Source organism: Nonomuraea sp. NPDC003754, assembly GCF_053605785.1.
Genome location: NZ_JBSGJX010000001.1, coordinates 425,325 through 442,972, shown reverse-complemented (window position 1 = coordinate 442,972; position 17,648 = coordinate 425,325). Strand labels below are relative to the sequence as shown.

14 protein-coding genes are annotated in these 17,648 nt (G+C 71.0%); 6 read left to right on the top strand and 8 right to left on the bottom strand.

Annotated features, from left to right (window positions below):
- Window positions 1–5 precede the first annotated feature (5 nt).
- The 3 genes from ACWEVS_RS01980 to ACWEVS_RS01970 are packed head-to-tail and all read left to right on the top strand — an operon-like array spanning window position 6 to window position 3,485.
- Window positions 6–1,505 carry a glycosyltransferase family 2 protein gene (locus ACWEVS_RS01980; RefSeq protein ID WP_452417266.1) on the top strand — a complete coding sequence of 500 codons (1,500 nt, stop codon included), beginning with the start codon at window positions 6–8 and terminating at the stop codon, window positions 1,503–1,505.
- A 35-nt stretch (window positions 1,506–1,540) separates the two neighbouring features.
- The gene (locus tag ACWEVS_RS01975; RefSeq protein ID WP_354906331.1) at window positions 1,541–2,449 is read left to right on the top strand and encodes a CDP-alcohol phosphatidyltransferase family protein; all 909 of its coding nucleotides are present in this window, start codon (window positions 1,541–1,543) and stop codon (window positions 2,447–2,449) included.
- Window positions 2,442–3,485, top strand: coding sequence for a sulfotransferase family protein (locus tag ACWEVS_RS01970; protein ID WP_354906330.1), 1,044 nt, complete (start codon window positions 2,442–2,444; stop codon window positions 3,483–3,485). Before ACWEVS_RS01975 ends, ACWEVS_RS01970 begins: the two co-directional genes overlap by 8 nt.
- Here ACWEVS_RS01970 and ACWEVS_RS01965 read toward each other — a convergent pair.
- The 8 genes from ACWEVS_RS01965 to ACWEVS_RS01930 all read right to left on the bottom strand — a co-directional run bounded on the left by ACWEVS_RS01965 (window position 3,470) and on the right by ACWEVS_RS01930 (window position 14,065).
- Window positions 3,470–4,519 (bottom strand): glycosyltransferase, encoded by a 1,050-nt coding sequence (locus ACWEVS_RS01965; RefSeq protein ID WP_452549490.1) that lies wholly within the window; start codon window positions 4,517–4,519, stop codon window positions 3,470–3,472. The genes ACWEVS_RS01970 and ACWEVS_RS01965 overlap by 16 nt on opposite strands.
- Window positions 4,516–7,200: a CDP-glycerol glycerophosphotransferase family protein gene (locus tag ACWEVS_RS01960; RefSeq protein ID WP_452549488.1), complete on the bottom strand. Its 2,685-nt coding sequence runs from the start codon at window positions 7,198–7,200 to the stop codon at window positions 4,516–4,518. Before ACWEVS_RS01960 ends, ACWEVS_RS01965 begins: the two co-directional genes overlap by 4 nt.
- A 79-nt stretch (window positions 7,201–7,279) precedes the next feature.
- The gene (locus ACWEVS_RS01955; protein WP_452417271.1) at window positions 7,280–7,951 is read right to left on the bottom strand and encodes an SRPBCC family protein; all 672 of its coding nucleotides are present in this window, start codon (window positions 7,949–7,951) and stop codon (window positions 7,280–7,282) included.
- Window positions 7,952–8,261: 310 nt separating this feature from the next.
- On the bottom strand, window positions 8,262–9,104 hold the full coding sequence (locus ACWEVS_RS01950) for an FAD binding domain-containing protein (protein ID WP_452549486.1): 843 nt from the start codon (window positions 9,102–9,104) through the stop codon (window positions 8,262–8,264).
- Window positions 9,101–11,491, bottom strand: coding sequence for a xanthine dehydrogenase family protein molybdopterin-binding subunit (locus ACWEVS_RS01945; protein WP_449919958.1), 2,391 nt, complete (start codon window positions 11,489–11,491; stop codon window positions 9,101–9,103). The genes ACWEVS_RS01950 and ACWEVS_RS01945 overlap by 4 nt, the downstream gene beginning before the upstream one ends.
- On the bottom strand, window positions 11,488–11,955 hold the full coding sequence (locus ACWEVS_RS01940; protein WP_354906321.1) for a (2Fe-2S)-binding protein: 468 nt from the start codon (window positions 11,953–11,955) through the stop codon (window positions 11,488–11,490). Before ACWEVS_RS01940 ends, ACWEVS_RS01945 begins: the two co-directional genes overlap by 4 nt.
- A 138-nt stretch (window positions 11,956–12,093) precedes the next feature.
- A complete protein-coding gene (locus ACWEVS_RS01935; protein WP_449919960.1) occupies window positions 12,094–12,312 on the bottom strand; it encodes a hypothetical protein in 219 nt (72 codons plus the stop codon).
- Window positions 12,302–14,065 (bottom strand): PspC domain-containing protein, encoded by a 1,764-nt coding sequence (locus ACWEVS_RS01930; RefSeq protein WP_452549484.1) that lies wholly within the window; start codon window positions 14,063–14,065, stop codon window positions 12,302–12,304. Before ACWEVS_RS01930 ends, ACWEVS_RS01935 begins: the two co-directional genes overlap by 11 nt.
- Before the next feature lie 124 nt (window positions 14,066–14,189).
- Between ACWEVS_RS01930 and ACWEVS_RS01925 the strand changes: the two genes are divergently transcribed.
- The 3 genes from ACWEVS_RS01925 (at window position 14,190) to ACWEVS_RS01915 (ending at window position 17,562) form a co-directional block, all read left to right on the top strand.
- Window positions 14,190–15,392: an ATP-binding protein gene (locus ACWEVS_RS01925; RefSeq protein WP_449919966.1), complete on the top strand. Its 1,203-nt coding sequence runs from the start codon at window positions 14,190–14,192 to the stop codon at window positions 15,390–15,392.
- On the top strand, window positions 15,389–16,021 hold the full coding sequence (locus ACWEVS_RS01920) for a response regulator transcription factor (RefSeq protein WP_354906314.1): 633 nt from the start codon (window positions 15,389–15,391) through the stop codon (window positions 16,019–16,021). Before ACWEVS_RS01925 ends, ACWEVS_RS01920 begins: the two co-directional genes overlap by 4 nt.
- A 140-nt stretch (window positions 16,022–16,161) precedes the next feature.
- Window positions 16,162–17,562, top strand: coding sequence for a glutamate--cysteine ligase (locus ACWEVS_RS01915; RefSeq protein ID WP_354906312.1), 1,401 nt, complete (start codon window positions 16,162–16,164; stop codon window positions 17,560–17,562).
- The last annotated feature ends 86 nt before the right edge of the window (window positions 17,563–17,648 follow it).

Sequence of the window (17,648 nt, the reverse complement as noted above, 5' to 3'; positions counted from 1 at the left end):
CGAGCATGCCCCTGCTCAGCGTGATAGTGCCGTTCTGTAATGTCGAGCCGTACATCACCGAATGCCTGGAGTCGCTCGCCACCCAGACCCTGCGGGATCTCGAAGTGATCCTCGTGGACGACGGGTCCACCGACGGGAGCCGGGCGATGGCCGCGGCCTTCGTCGAGGCGGACCCCAGATTCACCCTGGTCACCCAGGAGCGGCGCGGCCCCGGCCCTGCCCGCAACACCGGTGTACGGCACGCGAGCGGCACCTACCTGGCCTTCGCCGACAGTGATGACCTGGTGCCGTCCGGCGCCTACGACGCGCTCGTCGGCTCCCTCGAAACGACCGGCTCCGACCTGGCCTGCGGCGGCGTCGAACGGCTGCGCTCGGGCGAGCTGTCGCCGTCGGCGCTGCACATGAAGCCGTTCAGGCGCAGCGTGGAGCGCACCCACATCTCCCGCATGCGCGTCCTGGTCAGAGACCGGACGGTGTGGAACAAGGTGTACCGGCGTTCCTTCTGGGACGCGGCCGAGCTGGAGTTCGCCGAAGGCATCTACGAGGACCTGTCCGTCGCGATCAAGGCGCACGTCGCCGCCGAACAGGTCGACGTCCTGTCCGACGTCGTCTACCGGTGGAGGGAGCGGGACGTCGGGGAGCCCTCGATCACGCAGCGGCGTGAGGAGCTGCCCAACCTGATGGCGCGCCACCAGGCGATCAGGCAGGTGCGCGGGTTCATGGCCGAGGCCGCGCCGCGGCTGGTGGTGCCCTTCGACCGCGTGGTGCTGGAGAAGGACACCGCCTTCCTCCTCCAGGCGGTCGCCGACTCCAGCGCCGACGACCGCGGCGAGCTGCTCGAACTGGGCAGGAACTGGCTGTCCGGGCTGCGCCGCTCGGTGGTGAAGGAGGCTCCCGCGCTGCGCCGCCTCGAACTGCACCTGCTCCGCAAGGGACTGGTCAAGGAACTCGCCGAGGTTCGCAAGTACCGCGTCAAGGCGGCGGGGGAGCCCCGCGCGGTCCAGCTGCGCGGCAAGACCAAAGGCTGGTACGGCGACTTCCCCTACCTCGGCGACAAGCGGCTGGACATTCCCTACAAGGTCTACGAGATCAGCGAGGAGCTCAGGCTCGTCGCCAGGATCAGCCAGGCCGCCCGGGACGGCCGCCGCCTGAAGCTGGAGGGCGAGGTCTTCATCAGGCGGCTGGAGGGCCGCAGGGTCAAGGTCGCGCTCTGGCTGGAACGCGGCCAGACCGCGCTGCCGTTGAAGGCCCGCTGGAAGAAGCGCAGGACCTTCACCGCCGCCATCGACACGGCCGCGCTCGAGAGCGGCACGTGGCGGATCGGCGTGCGCGCCACCTACCGCGACCTGGTCAAGGACGGCTACCTTCGGCTGGCGCCCATGGCAGAGCAATTCGACGGCGCTGACGACGACGACCTGGACGCTGGGGGATCTACCCAGGAGCCCCAGGGGTGCCGGGATGGTCAAGAAGCAGCATGGACATTCTCCAGTAGTTCCAGAGAGTAATCGAAGAACAACGGGCTGTCGTCATGCTGGGATCCATGAGGACCTACTCGCTCGATGATGTCCACGCGACATGCAAGCGGAGAGACTCGTGGTGGACCGTGTACTTCGTGGACCCGGTCGCCTGCCGGGTCGCGCTGTTCGTCGCCAACCGAACGAACATCACGCCGAACGGGCTCACGGTCTTCTCGCTGGTTCTCGGCATGGCGTCGGCCGCGTGTCTGGCGGCCGGTCAGCTCGCCGCGGGGGCGGTGCTGTTCTACCTGAGCTTCATGATCGACTGTGTCGACGGCAAGATCGCCCGACTCAAGGGCACGGGGACGCCGTTCGGCCTGTGGCTCGACTTCATGGGCGACAGGATCAGGGAGCTGTGCTGCGCCACCGGTCTCGCCTACGGCCAGTACGCGGCCACGGGCAACGTCGCCTTCATCGTGCTGGGCGCCGTCGTGGCCGTGCTCGACATGTTCAGGTACGTCAACGCGCCGCAGATGAAGCGGGTCAGGGAGACGATCAGAGAGGAGATCGCCTCCAGGACGCCGCCTCAGCTGCCGGCGCCGAGAGCGCACCAGCCACTGGTACGCCAGCCGAGTTCGCTGCAGGGGACGCGGCCGGCACCGGCGCACCAGACGGAGGCACCGCCCTCGAGGCCGCAGCGACCCGGGCCACGGCGCCGGATGCTGCGAAGGCTCACCAGAGCCATGGCCAGGCGGAGGGTCAGATCCCACGTGATCAGCGGCATCGAATTCCACGCGACGGTCTTCGTGATCGCGCCGCTGCTGGGACAGTCGTCACTCATCCCCGTCATCGCGGGCATCAGCGTCCTGTTCCTGACCAACGAGATCTTCCTTGTCTATCGGATGTGGCTCTTCACCCGCCGCAACAGCGCGGTCCCCAAGCCCGAGGAGAGCCGAGAGTACGTGCCAATGGGGGGTTCACTAAATGTCTGACAGGCCGATATTCGTCGTTGGCTGTCCGCGCTCGGGTACCACGCTGCTGCAGCTCATGCTGCACCAGCACCCAAGGATCGCGGTGCCGCCGGAGACCAGGTTCGTGGGCGCCGTCTACAACAAGCGTCGCTCGTTCGGTGACATGCGGCTGGGCGCCAACCGTCTCGCGCTGGCCGAGTGGATGTCGGGGGAGCGTACGAAGTTCCGCGAGCTGGGCATCGACAGGGACGAGTTCATCAGGCAGGCGGTCGACGGGCCCGGTTCGCTCGGCTCGGTGATCGGCATCGCGTTCAGGATGTACGCCGAACGCTTCGGCAAGCCCCGGTGGGGCGACAAGCGCCCGAGCTACGTCAAGCAGGTCGACATGCTGGTCAGGCTGTTCCCTGACGCGCAGTTCGTGCACCTGATCAGGGACGGTCGCGACTGCGTCTCCTCGCTGAAGGAGATGCCGTGGTTCAAGCACGACTCCTTCCACGCGATCTCCATCTGGGCGGAGGCGATCGACGCCGGCAGGCGGCTGCGCAAGACCATGCCGGAGGACAGCTACTACGAGCTGCGCTACGAGGACCTGACCGACGACCCCGCGACCGAGCTGAAGAAGCTCTGCTACTTCCTCGACGAGGACTTCGACCCGGCGATGTGCTCGCCGCACGAGGTGGCCAGCGTCGCGGTGCCCGTCCACAAGGTCTGGCACAGCAACACGCACGGCGAGGTCATGAAGTCGCGGGTGGGCAGCTGGTCGGCACGCCTCGACGAGTGGGAGATCAGGCTGTGCGAGCAGGCGCTCGGCAAGCGGCTCGAGGCCAACGGCTACGAGCTGACCGGCGTGCCGCAGGCGGCGATGGAACACGTCGCCCGCCTGCAGAAGGTCATGCAGAAGCGGCGCGGGGCACGGCTGCGCAAGAGCATGCGCGACCGGTTCCTCCGCTTCCGTGAGCCCGGTCCCGTGGCGGCGCTGCTGACCTCGACCCAGCGCTCGCTCGCCGGGGTCCCCCAGCAGCGCACCGAGGCGGAGATCCCTCAGCGCGTCATGTGAGCGAACAGCTCCTCCCAGCGGTCGAGCACGGATTCCAGACGGAACGTCTCGGCCCTGGCGCGAGCGGCGGCGCCCAGGCGCCGCCGCTCGTCCGCCGACCCCATGAGGGCGGCGAGCCGTCCGGCGAGGGCGGGCACGTCGCCCGGGGGCGCGAGCAGCCCGCCGATCGAGCGCACCCCTCCTGAGACGTCGAAGGCGACCGAGGGCAGGCCGTGCGCGGCCGCCTCCATCAGCACCAGCGGCAGGCCCTCGTGCTCGCTGGACAGGGCGACGATCGAGGCCGACAGGTACTCCCGCGTCATCGCCGCCGCGGGCACGCGCCCGCGGAACACCACCCGGTCGGCGACGCCCTCCTTCCGCGCCCAGGCGCGCAGCCTCGGCTCCTCGGGCCCGTCGCCGAGCAGGTGCAGCTCCCATGGCGGGGCCGCCGCCTCGGCGAACGCGCTGATCAGCCGGTCGAACCGTTTCACGCCCGCCAGCCTGCCCACGCCGAGCACCCTCGGCGCCGACAGCTCGGCCCGCGCGCCGGGCCAGCCCTGCAGGGGGTTGGGCAGCGACCAGGTGTTGGGCAGCAGCGCGTGCTCGGCGAACAGCCGCGCGTCGTCCTCGCTGAGGAAGACGGCCTGGTCGAGACCGCCGTAGTGCTTCCTGATCGAACCCAGGTGCGAGCAGATGCGGGCGTGCTGGTAGGAGCCGTGGTACTGGCCGATGGTGCGCGTCCGGGCGGGCAGCAGCCCCGACAGCCGCGTCACCACTCCCGGCGAGGTCAGGACGGCGAAGCCGGGCCCGATCCCGGTCAACAGCCTGCGCACCCGCGTTCCTTCGAACCGCGACGCCCGGGAGGACCGGTTGACCACGTGCCGCCGGTAGAGCGGCCGCGCGACGTACCGGAACGGATCCCGCGCCCGGTGCAGGCCCACGACGTGCACCTCGTGGCCGCGCTCCGCCAGACCCTGCGCGAGCGTGTGGGTGACCTGCTGGATGCCGCCGAGGGTGTCGGCGTCCACGCAGGCGAACACCAGCGGCCCGCTCACGTCGCACCCGGCAGCGGGGACCGCTCGGCCACAGGTACGGCGAGCGGCGCCCGGAAGAAGTCGGCCACGACCCTGGCGGCGGCGTCACCCCGTTCCTCCTCGCACCACAGCCTGCGCGCCGCGGCGTACCTGGCGGCGAAGGAGGCGTGCACCGCGGGCAGGTGGCGCAGGCACTCGACGAGCTCGGCGGTCGTGGTGACGCACGGGCCCGGCGCGATGGCAGGCAGGTCGGTGTTGACGCCGCGCTCGGTCAGCCGGTACTCGTCCCAGTCGTCGACGAAGAACAGCATCGGCTTGCCCGTCACCGCGTAGTCGCACATCACGGACGAGTAGTCGGTCAGCAGCGCGTCGGAGACCAGGATCAGGTCGTTGATCTCCGGATAGGAGCCGGCCGGCGTGACGAAGTGGCGCAGGTGCGGGGGCACCTGGTAGCGCTCGACGGGGTGGGTGCGCAGGATCAGCGCCCATTCGCCCGACAGCGCCTCGGCCAGTTCCTCCAGGTCCACGCGCACCGAGGCGCCCGAGCCCTTGGCGCCGTCGCGGTACGTGGGCGCGTAGAGGAGGATCTTGCGTCCCGGCGGGATCTCCAGCCGCTCGCGCACGCCTTCCGGCGGCCGGCCGCGCACCAGCGCGTCGCAGCGCGGCGTGCCGTACCGCAGGACACGGCCCTCGTAGCCGAGAGCGGGCACGAAGTAGCGGGAGAACTCGGCGCTCGGCGAGATCAGCGCGTCCCATCGGGCGACGGCCGCGCGCCACTGCTCGCGCGGGCCGGGCAGGTCGGCGCGCAGGTCGGGGGCGTCGAAACCGATCGACTTGATGCCTTGGCCGTGCCAGGTCTGCAGGTAGCGGGTGCCGCGCGGCTTGGGATGGTCGAGGGGGAAGCCGTGGCTGTCGACCCAGACGCCCGCGCGGGCCATCGTCCAGACGTAGCGCCAGCTGCCGCGCCGGACGAGGGCGGCGTCGGAGGGGAAGTCGGCCCGGCCGCGGGCGACCGACCAGACGACGCTGACGGGCAGGCCGCGGCGCCGTACCTCCTCGTAGACGGCGCGGGGGCTGCCGGTGTAGCCCTTGCCGCAGTCGGCCTCGAACAGGGCCAGGTCAGGGCGGGGCGGGACCAGCCTGATCAGCGCCTTGTAGGCGGCCAGCTTCATCCGGGGCATGCCCAGTCTCCTGAGCACGACCCGTTTCAGCCGGGAGAGCGCCACGCGCGGCGTGCGCCGCGGGCGCACGCACAGCTGGCCCGCGCTGCCCTCGGCGCTGACCCGCAGGTGGCGGAGGGTGAACGGCGCCATGCAGGGGTCGGCGAGCAGCACGTCCGTCGTGGTGCGGCCGTCGGGTCCGGTGAAGCCGATGCGCGGGTCACCCCGTCCCCGCAGCCTGGCCAGATCGACGGTGACCTCGCTGAGGTAGCCGCCGTCGGGGTCGGGCACGGGTGACAGCGGCGCCCTGACGGTGCCGCACCGCAGGGACGCGGTCCACCCGGGCGCCGCCGTGAGGATTCCGAAGGGGTCGTAGGTGCGCACCCGCAGCCGCATCCGCGTGCCCGCCGACGCGAGCGCGACCACCTCGTGGCGCAGCCTGGAGGCGGTGTAGGGCAGCTCGGCCAGGTGCAGCGCGGTGATGTCCATGCCGGGCGCCGGGGTGCGGCCCCAGTACGTGCGCCCGCCGCGCGTGACGACCTCGCGCGGCGGCGCCTGCGGGCCGTTCAGCGACCTGGCGGCCACGCGCAGGTCCTCGGCCCTGCCGGCGAGGATCAGGTGGCAGCACACCCGCGCCGTGGCGGGCAGCCGCTCCAGCACCTCGCCGGGGATCCGGGCGAGGTACGGCCTGACCACCCCGGCGAACTCCGCGGCCCACGCCACGTCGCGCGAGGGCAGCGGGTTGAGGTAGACGCGCAGGTCCTGGCGGACGAAGCGGTACTGCCGATCGGGCACCAGGTCGCCGAACCCGTGCGCGCGCAGCACCGCGTCGCTGCGCCTGGCCGCCTCGAGGCGGTGACGGACGTTGTCCATCTCCTTGGTGCTCATCGAGATGGAGGTGCCGTCCTGCGGCCTGTGCCAGTGGTAGACGGTCCACGGCACGACCGCGAACCTGCGCGCCGTGCAGTACATCTCGGCGCCGAAGACGTGGTCCTCGTAGAGGATGTCCTCGGGGAAGCGCAGCGCGTGACGGCGCAGGAAGGACACGTCGAACAGCTTGTTGGTGGTGAAGCAGTCGAGGAACAGCTCAGGCTCCTCGCGGATGCCCTCGACCACCCGCCGCTTCGCGAACAGGTGCGGGTAGTAGCGGTGGGTCCGGCCACTCGACTCGTACAGCCGCGCGATCTGTCCCGAGACGAAGTCGGCGCCGGTCCGCTCGATCTCGGTGAGCAGGCTCTTGCACGCGTGCCGCGGCAGCGTGTCGTCGCTGTCGAGGAACATCACGTACGGCGAGAGCGTCGCGTCGAGCCCGTCGTTGCGCGGCGCTCCGCATCCGCCCGAGTTGACCTGCCTGCGCACGTAGCGCACCCGGGGGTCGGCGCGCGTGAGAGCCCCGGCCACGCGCGGGGTGTCGTCGGTGCTCGCGTCGTCGCAGATGATCACTTCGAGGTCGCGGAGCGTCTGGTCGAGCACGGAGCGGACCGCCCGGGGGAGGCGGGCGGCGTCGTTGTAGGTGATCACGACAACGGTGCAGTCCGGCATGCGTGTTCTCCCCCGAGTCCTGAGGCTCGAAAAAGACATTCCCCTGCAATTGCCCAAGTGTCGTGACTTGATGGCCTTTTTACCGGACAATTCGCCGGATTAGCCACACAACTAGGGCTATTCCGACAATTGCCCCGACAATGGGCGCGATTCTCTTGAGCAGCGGCGCTCCGGCGATCTCCAGCAGGTCGAGCGCCTCCTCGTCGGGTGTGCGCGAGGTGCGCAGCGTGCCGCTCGGCCGGACGTCCTGCTCTTCCTCCTCGATCTCCGGGACCGCCGCCAGATGGCGCTCCTCGGCGGCGGGCTCGCCCAACAGCTCGGCCAGGTTCGCCGCGAACGTGTCGATGATCTTGGCGCCCACCTCCGCCATGACGCCCCTGCCGAACTGCGCGGGCCGTCCCGTGACGTTGAACGAGGTCTCGACCTTCACCGTGGTGGCGCCGTCCGACGGGGTCAGCCGGGCGGTGACCGTGGCGCTGGCGGTGCCCGAACCGCGCGCCTCCTTGCCGGAGGCGCCGAGCGTGAGGGCGTAGGCGTCCTTGTCGACGTCCTCGAACCTGGCGCCGCCCCGGTAGGTGACGGTGATCGGGCCCACCTTCACCTTCATCCGGCCGGTGAACTCCTCCCCCTCGACGGTGTCGAGCGTCGCCCCCGGCAGGCACGGCGCCACGCGCTCGACGTCGAGCAGCGCCGCCCAGGCCTGCTCGATCGGGACAGGAACCGTGAACTCGTGCTCGAACCGCATCGCCATCGATCCGCTCCTTCCACCTGTCTGCTCACGCTCTCTCAGCCTCGTCCCCCGCGCCCTTCGACGGCTACCCTCCGGACCCGTACGAGGGAATCGGCAGGACCGCCTGCTCCGCAGGACCGCACGAGCCGGTTCCTCGCAGGACGCATCTGCCCTCCGCGGCGACGATCAGGCGCTCCGGGCAGCCCGCGCCCGGCCGTCCCCCGGAACGGCCCGCCCCGAGGACACCCCGGCGTATCGAGGTGCCCTCAGGAACGGTGGCTCGCGGCGCCCTCGAAACCGGTGGCACGGGGCGCCCTCGGGAACCGGTGGGTCAGGGGGCGCCGGTCGCCGCCAGCACCGCCCGCCGCGTCAGCACCTGGGCCAGGTGCCGCCGGTAGTCGGGCTGGGCGTGCAGGTCGGCCGTGGGGGAGGTGCCCTCCGCCGCCGCCGCGCACGCCTGCGCGACCGCGTCGCCGAGCTCGGCCCCCCGCAGCGCCGCCTCCGTCGCGCCGGCGCGCAGCGGAGTCGGCCCCATGTTGGTGAGCCCGATCCGCGCCTCCTGGATCGAGCCGTTGGACCTGCGGACCGCCGCCGCCACGCCGACGATCGCCCAGGCCTGCGCCGTACGGTGGAACTTCTCGTAGTGGAAGCCCCACCCCGGCCCCAGCTTGGGCACCCTGACACCCACCAGGATCTCCCCCGGCTCGAGCGCCGTCTCCAGGTAGTCGAGGAAGAAGTCCGCGGCGGGGATCTCCCTCGACGAGGTGACCAGCACGCACTCCAGCGCGAGCGCCACCGCGGGCAGGTCGCCCGCCGGGTCGGCGTGGGCCAGGGAACCGCCGAAGGTGCCGCGGTGCCGTACCGCGGGATCGGCGACGGTGGCGACGGCCATGGCCACCAGCGGGCAGCCGGAGGTGACCACGGCCGAGCGCATCACCTCGTCGTGCGTGGCCATCGCGCCGATGAAGACGTGCTCGCCCTCGTCGCGGATGCCGGCCAGCTCCTCGATCCTGCTGACGTCCACCAGCAGCGACGGGTACGACAGCCGCAGGCGCAGCAGCGGCAGCAGCGACTGCCCCCCGGCGAGGACCTTCGCGTCCTCGTCGGCGGCCAGCGCCTCGCTCGCCTCCCGGAGGGAGGTGGGGCGCAGATAGTCGAACTGGGCCGGAATCATCGGATGGCCCTCCAGATCCGTTCGGGCGTGCATGGCATCTGGATGTCGTGGACGCCTCGTGGCCGCAGGGCGTCGACGACGGCGTTGACGACGGCCGGAGTCGAGGCGATCGTGCCCGCCTCGCCGACCCCCTTGACGCCGAGCGGGTTGGACGTCGCGGGCGTCTCGGTCCTGTCGGTGACGAAGTCGGGCAGGTCGGCGGCCGACGGCACCAGGTAGTCGGCCATGGTCGCGGTCAACAGGTTGCCGTCGGCGTCGTGGACGGCCTCCTCGAACAGCGCCTGCGCGATGCCCTGGGCGAGGCCGCCGTGGACCTGACCCTCGACGATCAGCGGGTTGACCACGTGTCCGACGTCGTCGACCGCCACGTACTTGCGGATCTTCGTCAGGCCGGTCTCGGTGTCGACCTCGACCGCGCACAGGTGCGTGCCGTGCGGGAAGGAGAAGTTCTCCGGGTCGAACGTGGCGTCGGCGTCGAGCCGGGGCTCCACGCCGTCGGGCAGGTCGTGAGCGGCGAAGGCGGCCAGCGCCAGCTCCTGGATCGTCTTGCTCGACGTGGTGCCCTTCACCGTGAAGGCGCCGCGGGTGAACTCGAGGTCGTCGGGGGAGCACTCCAGCGCGTGCGCGGCCAGCCGGCGGGCCTTCTCCTTGACCTTCTCGCAGGCCTTCAGGACGGCCATGCCGCCCACCACGAGCGAGCGCGAGCCGTAGGTGTCCATGCCCTTGTGCGAGATCGCGGTGTCGCCGTGCATGACCGCGACGTCCTCGAACGGCACGCCCAGCGAGTCGGCCACGATCTGGCTCCACGCGGTCTCGTGGCCCTGGCCGTGCGGCGAGGTGCCGGTGACGACCTCGACCTTGCCGGTGGGCAGCATGCGCACCGAACCGTGCTCCCAGCCGCCCGCGCCGTAGCTGAGTGAGCCGAGCACCCTGCTGGGCGCCAGGCCGCACATCTCGGTGTAGGTGCTGACGCCGATGCCGAGCTGGACGGGGTCGCCCCTGTCGCGCCTGTCGGCCTGCTCGGCGCGCAGCTTGTCGTAGCCGAACAGGGCCAGCGCCTTCTCGGTGGCCGCCTCGTAGTTGCCCGAGTCGTAGGTGAGCCCCGCGATCGTGGTGTACGGGAACTCCTCGTGCCTGATCCAGTTGCGCCTGCGCACCTCGATGGGGTCGAGGCCGAGCTCGGCGGCCAGCTCGTCCATGACCCGCTCGATGGCGTAGGTGGCCTCGGGACGGCCCGCGCCGCGGTAGGCGTCGGTCGGCATCTTGGTGGTGAAGACACCCGTGCAGTCGAAGCTGTAGGCGTCCATCTTGTAGATGCCGTTGTACATGAAGGCCCCGAGCAGCGGCACGCCGGGCGTGACCAGCATGAGGTAGGCCCCCATGTCGGCGAGCAGCTCGACCTTCACCCCCCTGATCCTGCCGTCGGACTCGGCGGCCAGCGTGACGTGCTGGATCTGGTCGCGGCCGTGGTGCACGGTCAGGTTGCCCTCGGAGCGCGACTCGGTCCACTTGACCGGCTTGCCGAGCTTCCTGGTGAGCAGCAGGCAGAGCACCTCCTCCGCGGTGACCTGCAGCTTGGAGCCGAACCCGCCGCCCACGTCGGGCGCGATGACGCGCAGCTTGTGCTCGGGCACGCCCGTCGTGAGCGCCAGCATCACCCGCAGCACGTGCGGGACCTGCGTCGCGGTCCACAGCGTGAAGCCGTCGCCGTCGGTGGTCGCCACCACCGCGCGCGGCTCCATCGCCGACGGGATGAGGCGCTGCTGGACGTAGGTGCGCTCGACGAGCACGGGCGCGTCCCTGAGCGCCGCCTCCATGTCGCCCTGGGCGAACGTCCAGGTGAAGGCCTTGTTCCCGGCCTCGTGGACCTTCGGGCCCGCGTCGGTGAGCGCCTGCCTCATGTCCATGACGGCCGGCAGCGGCTCGTAGTCGACATCGATGGCGTCCAGCGCGTCGGCCGCCAGGTAACGGTCGGTGGCCACCACGCAGGCGACGGCCTCGCCCGGGTAGCGCACCGTCTCCACCGCCATCGGCGGGTGGTCGGGGATGACGACGTCCTCGCTCACCGGCCACGCGCACGGCAGGCTGCCCTGCTCGCCGGCGAAGTCCTGTCCGCTGAAGACGGCCACCACGCCCGGCATGTCCTTCGCCGCCGAGACGTCCACGCCGGTGATCCTGGCGTGCGCCATGGGGCTGCGCTTGAAGGCGACGTACAGCATGCCGGGCAGCTGGATGTTGTCGGTCCACTGGGTGCGTCCGGTCAGCAGGCGGGCGTCCTCCTTGCGCCTGCGCGCCCTGCCGACCTCCCGGCCGTCGGCCGGCTCGGACAGCTGGCCGCTCTCGGCCACCTGCTCGGCCACCAGGCCGGCGTCGAGTTCTTCGGTCATGGCGTCCTCACCGCCGCCCCTCGCCGTACCGCTCTGACGATGTTGCAGTAGCCGGTGCACCGGCAGAGGTTGCCCTCGAGACCCTCCCTGATGGCCTCCTCCGACGGGTCCGGGTTGTGGTTGACCAGGTCGATCGCGGCCATGACCATGCCGGGCGTGCAGTAGCCGCACTGCAGCGCGTGCTCCTCGTGGAAGGCCTGCTGCATCGGGTGCATGGTGCCGTCGGACGCCAGGCCCTCGATGGTGACGACCTCCGCGCCGTCCGCCTGTACGGCGAGCACGGAGCAGCTCTTCGCGCTCTTGCCGTCGAGCATGACGGTGCAGGCGCCGCAGTTGCTGGTGTCGCAGCCGACGGGAGTCCCGGTCTTTCCCAGACGATCTCGGAGCAGGTGCACGAGGAGGAGCCGCGGCTCCACGTCCTCCTCGTAGCGGATCCCGTCGACGGTGACGGAGATGCGAGGCATACGTCCTCCCTCGATTCCTGAGGTCGGCGAGAAAGGCGCGTGCCGGGCCGCCGCGGTGATGCGCCCGCTCGGAGCGAGGCGGCGGTCCGGGGGGCGTTTCTCATCGATAAATGGAACGTACGCCTAACTAACGCCAGGTCAAGTGCGGCGCACCGACCGCGCGACGACGGCGACGACACCGGCCAGCCCCAGGCAGCCGAACAGCAGCGCCAGCAGCAGGACGAAGTCTCTGATGACGCCCGTCACCAGCAGGATGCCGAGGACCACGAACAGGATGCCGCTGAGCAGAGCCATCCAGTCGGTGCGGTGCAGCAGCGGCTGCCGGGAGGGCTGCGGAAGGTACGGGTCACGCCGCAACGCGCACCTCCATGTCACCCAGGCCGCCCTTGAGGTTCAGCACGATGGTGGGCGGCTCGCCCTTCGGCGGGGTCTCGGGCTCGAGCACCCTGTCGACCTCCACGTCCGTGCCGCCCTCGAACGACGGGCCGACCTTGACGTCGCCCACCCTCGAGGTGGCGTGCACCTCGACCCGCGCCGTCGGCGGGACGATCACGACGAGCTCGCCGACGGCCAGCTTGGCGTTGAACGTCACCTTCGCGCCAGGTGAGAGCTTCAGCTCCGACAGGTCCAGCGTGCCGTCGCCGATGCCCACCTCGTAGGTGCGCCGGACCTCGGCCATCGTCGTCGGCGTCCAGGTGGACGTGCCGATCTTCCCGGGCAGGTTGCCGAGCATCAGGCTCACGCTGATGATGAGCGTCAGCACGGTGCCGAGCGCGATGAGCCCGGCCCCGCGGCCGAGCCAGGTGGCCACCAGCAGGCCCGCGCCGATGGTGATGAGCATGGCGCCGCCCACGGCGGTGAGGCTGGGGGCGGTGGATCCTGAGGTGGCTTGGGCCGCCACGACGATCCCTCCAACGATCAATGCCAGCAGGACGGTGATCACGCCGGTGAACGACCTGCGTCGCCTGGGGCGCGGGGTGTCGACCTGCGGGCCGTACCGGCTCAGGTCGTAGGGCGAGTAGCCGGCGCGCCTGCGGGGGTCCAGCGGCTGGAAGGGACCGTGCGGCGCGAACGGCTCGCCGTAGGAGTAGGCGGGCTGCCGCGGCGGGGGCGCCTGGCGGCGCGGCGGCATGGGCGGCCCGTACGGCTCCGCCCCGGGGATCTCGTTGACCCGGGTCGGCGCCGGCCGCTCGGCCTCGCGGCTCGCCTGCCACGCCGGCGGCTGGTGGATCTCGACGGTCGGCTGCGGCTCAGGGGCGGCGGGTCGATCGGCGCCGGGCCGGTGCCCCTCTTCGGGCGCCGGACCCCGCAGGTCCGCCCCCTCCCCGCTGTCCCGGTCCTCCCGGGTCTCCTGGACATCCGGGGTCTCCCGGACGTCCTGGGCCTCCTGGATGTCCTGGGCGCCCTGGATCTGCTGAGTGTGCTGGTCCTCGTCGGCGGGCCGGACCGGTTCGGCGTGCCGGACCTCCTGAGGCTGTGGCGCGTCGCCGGCCGGCGGGGTGACCGGGGCCTGCGTGCCGGGCGCCGGGGGCGTGCGGAAGGCCGCCGTCGCGAACGACGTCGTCGGCGGGGCCTCGCGCCTGACCGGCGCCGGCTCCCTGCGCAGGCCGGTCGGCGCAGGGCCGTGGCCGATGTCCTCCGGGGCGAGCGGCTCGGTCCTGCGGTTGAGCCGCTCCGGCAGCGACCGCGCCAGAGCCGGCAGGTCCATTCCCCTGGCGTGCGCGGTCAGCAGCGTGATCGCCATCAGCGTGGCGACCACCAGCGTGCCGGTGCCCAGCCACACCGTGGCCAGGTTGACGATGAGGCCGAACCCCGCGATCCCGGTCAGCAGCGCGAACACGGTCTCGGCGTCGAAGTCGCGCCTGGTCCACTGCTCGACGTAGCCGGGACGGCCGTTGCTCTCCTTCATGAGCAGGAAGGCGGCGACGTACAGGAACAGGCCGATGCCGGAACCCAGCACCAGCATGGGGAAACCGACGCGGAAGACCACCGGGTCGATCCGCGTGTAACGGCCGAGGCCCGCGCAGACGCCGGTGAGCATCCTGCCCTCGTCGCTCCTCTTGAGCACGCGAGGCGGGGCTGCCTGGTCGATGGGCGGCGCTTCGGTCATGACACCATGGTGGCGTGCCGGGTGCCGGCCCGCATCCGGGACTCCCCTGAGGCGACCCCGAGAAGACGAACCAGGGCTCTTCCCTGATGCCCGCGAGGCCGCGACGTGTGACTATTGCGGTGTTATGGCTGACCAACAGACTCTGCGCGAGACGGACGACGCGCCCTTTCCCCGCCTGATCCGTCCGTTGGAGGGCCGGCTCGTGGGCGGCGTGGCCCAGGCGCTGGCCACCCAGCTCAAGCTGGACCCCATTGTGATCAGGCTGAGCTTCGTGCTGCTCAGCGTCGTGGACGGGGTGGGCGTCGTCGCCTACGCCGTCCTGTGGATGATCACGCCGCGCAGGCAGCACGAGGGCGCGGTGCCCCCGCGCGACTGGAGCCAGCTGGCCGCCTTCACCGCGATCGGCGTGGCGCTGTTCGCGTTCGGGTGGCTCACCGGCGCGTCCAAGGGCGGGCTCGGCATGGTGCCGTTCGCGGTGGGCGGCATCGGGGCGCTCATCCTGTGGCAGCAGGCCGATCCCGAGCGGCGCCAGAGCTGGGTCAGCGGGGCCACCAAGGGCATGCGCCAGAACCGGGTGCGCACGCTGCTCGGCGTGATCCTGGTGGTCGCCGGCGCGATCGGCTTCCTCTTCCTCGAGGGGGAGCTGGACGCCGCCAGGCCCGGACTGCTCTACACGGCCGTCGTCGTCGGCGGTCTCGCGGTCATCGCCGCGCCGTGGCTGGCCGGCCTGTGGAAGGAACTGCAGCTCGAACGGCGCGAGCGGATCAGGCAGGAGGAGCGCGCCGAGGTCGCCGCGATGGTGCACGACTCGGTGCTGCACACCCTCACCCTGATCCAGCGCGTGTCGCACGATCCGCGCGAGGTCACCAGGCTGGCGCGGGCGCAGGAGCGCGACCTGCGCAACTGGCTGTACCAGCCGGCCCAGGACGCCGACGCCACGCTCGCCGCCGCCGTACGGCGGATCGCGGCGGAGGAGGAGGACGCCCACGGCGTGCCGATCGAGGTCGTCTGCGTCGGCGACGTCGATCTCGACTCGGGCGGCAGGCTGGCCGCGATGCTCAAGGCGTCGAGGCAGGCCATGGTCAACGCAGCGAAATATTCTGAAAGCCCGGTCATCTCCGTTTATGCGGAGGTAGAGGGTGAAGAAGTCACAATTTTCGTGAAAGATCGGGGTAAGGGCTTCGACCTGGACGAGGTGCCGCTGGATCGCATGGGGATCAGGGAGTCCATCATCGGGAGAATGGAGCGCCACGGCGGCAGCGCCAGGGTGCGCACCGAGCCCGGCGAGGGCACGGAAGTGATGTTGACCATGAAGGTGGAGAAATGATTCGCGTGCTGATCGTCGACGACCATCGGCTGTTCCGCTCCGGCGTCCGGGCCGAGCTGGGCGACTCGATCCAGGTCGTGGGCGAGGCCGAGGACGTCGAGTCGGCGGTGAAGGCGGTCGCCGCGCTGGAGCCCGACGTGGTGCTGCTCGACGTGCACATGCCGGGCGGCGGCGGCCAGGAGGTGCTGCGCAGGGTTCTCGGCGCGGGCTCGCAGGTGCGCTTCCTCGCCCTGTCGGTCTCCGACGCCGCCGAGGACGTGATCGGCGTGATCAGGGGCGGGGCGCGCGGCTACGTCACCAAGAACATCAGCGGCCGCGAGCTGACCGACGCCATCCGCCGGGTCGCGGACGGCGACGCGGTGTTCTCCCCCCGGCTGGCGGGGTTCGTGCTCGACGCCTTCGCCTCGACGGAGGCGCCCTCCATCGATCCCGAACTCGACTCGCTCACCCAGCGCGAGCGCGAGGTCCTGCGGCTGATCGCGCGCGGCTACGCCTACAAGGAGATCGCCAAGGAGCTGTTCATCTCCGTCAAGACCGTGGAGACCCACGTGTCGTCGGTGCTCCGCAAGCTCCAGCTGTCCAACCGGCACGAGCTGTCGCGCTGGGCCACCGCCAGGCGCCTCGTGTAAGGGCGGTTGACGACTTCGCCGAGGTCGCGAGGGGTCCGAGCCTTGAAGGAGCCCGGGTCTCATGCGACATTGCGGATATGGGCAGAGACGTGCCAGTCGTCGTGTTCAGTCGAGATGATCGACGGAATTACCGTGACAAAGTGCGGAGAAATCTGGACACGTTTGCCCAGATGCTGCGGGAGTCGCGCTTCGAGTTCGACCGGCCCCAGGCCGGGCTGGAGATCGAACTCAACCTGGTCGACGAGCGCGGCGAGCCCGCGATGCGCAACGCGCAGGTCCTGGCGGCCATCGCCCAGCCCAACTGGGCCACCGAGCTCGGCCAGTTCAACGTCGAGATCAACATCGCGCCGCAGAGCCTCCAGGGCGACGGCGCGCTCCGCCTCGAGGAGACGGTGCGCGCCAAGCTCAACCACGCCGAGGAACACGCCCGGACCCAGGGCGGCCACCTGGTCCTGATCGGCATCCTGCCGACCCTCCACCAGGAGGACACCCACGAGGGCACCCTGTCGGCCAACCCGCGCTACAAGCTGCTCAACGAGCAGATCTTCGCCGCCAGGGGGGAGGACCTGCACCTGTTCATCGAGGGCGTCGAACGGCTCGACACCTACGCCGACAGCATCACCCCCGAGGCCGCCTGCACCAGCGTACAGCTGCACCTGCAGGTCAGCCCCGAGGCGTTCGCCGCCCACTGGAACGCCGCCCAGGCCATCGCGGGCCCGCAGGTGGCCGTCGCGGCCAACTCGCCCTACCTGTTCGGCAAGGAGCTGCACAGGGAGACCAGGATCGCGCTGTTCGAGCAGGCCACCGACACCCGTCCCACCGAGCTCAAGAGCCAGGGGGTACGGCCCCGCGTGTGGTTCGGCGAGCGATGGATCACCAGCGTCTTCGACCTGTTCGAGGAGAACGTCCGCTACTTCCCCGCGCTGCTGCCGATCTGCTCCGACGAGGACCCGCACGAGGAGCTGGCGGCGGGACGCATCCCATCCCTCGACGAGCTGACCCTGCACAACGGCACCATCTACCGGTGGAACCGGCCCGTCTACGCCGTCGTCGACGGCACCCCGCACCTGCGCGTGGAGAACCGCGTCCTGCCGGCGGGCCCCTCGGTCCTGGACATCGCGGCCAACGCGGCCTTCTACTACGGGCTCATGCGGGTGCTGCCCAACGCCGAGCGGCCCGTGTGGAGCCAGATGTCGTTCGCCACGGCGGAGGAGAACCTGGCCGGCGCGGCCAGGCACGGCATCGACGCCCGGCTGTACTGGCCGGGGCTCGGCGACGTCCCGGCGGCCGAGCTGATCCTGCGCAGGCTGCTGCCCATGGCGGCCGAGGGGCTCGCGCAGTGGGGCGTCGACACCCCGGTCGCCGAGCGGTTGCTCGGGGTGATCGAGGGACGCTGCCTGCTGGGCAGGACGGGAGCGACCTGGCAGGTGGAGGCGGTCCAGGCGTTCGGCGGGGAGCGGCGGGAGGCGCTGCGCAGGATGACGCTGGAGTACATCGACCGCATGCACGCCAACGAGCCCGCCCACGCGTGGACCCTCTGACATCGCGTAACCCTGGAACCCCTTGAACCCCGGCCCCCTGTCCCGCCGTTGCCCGCGCCCGCCCCAACGGCGCGTGTCCCGAGCCT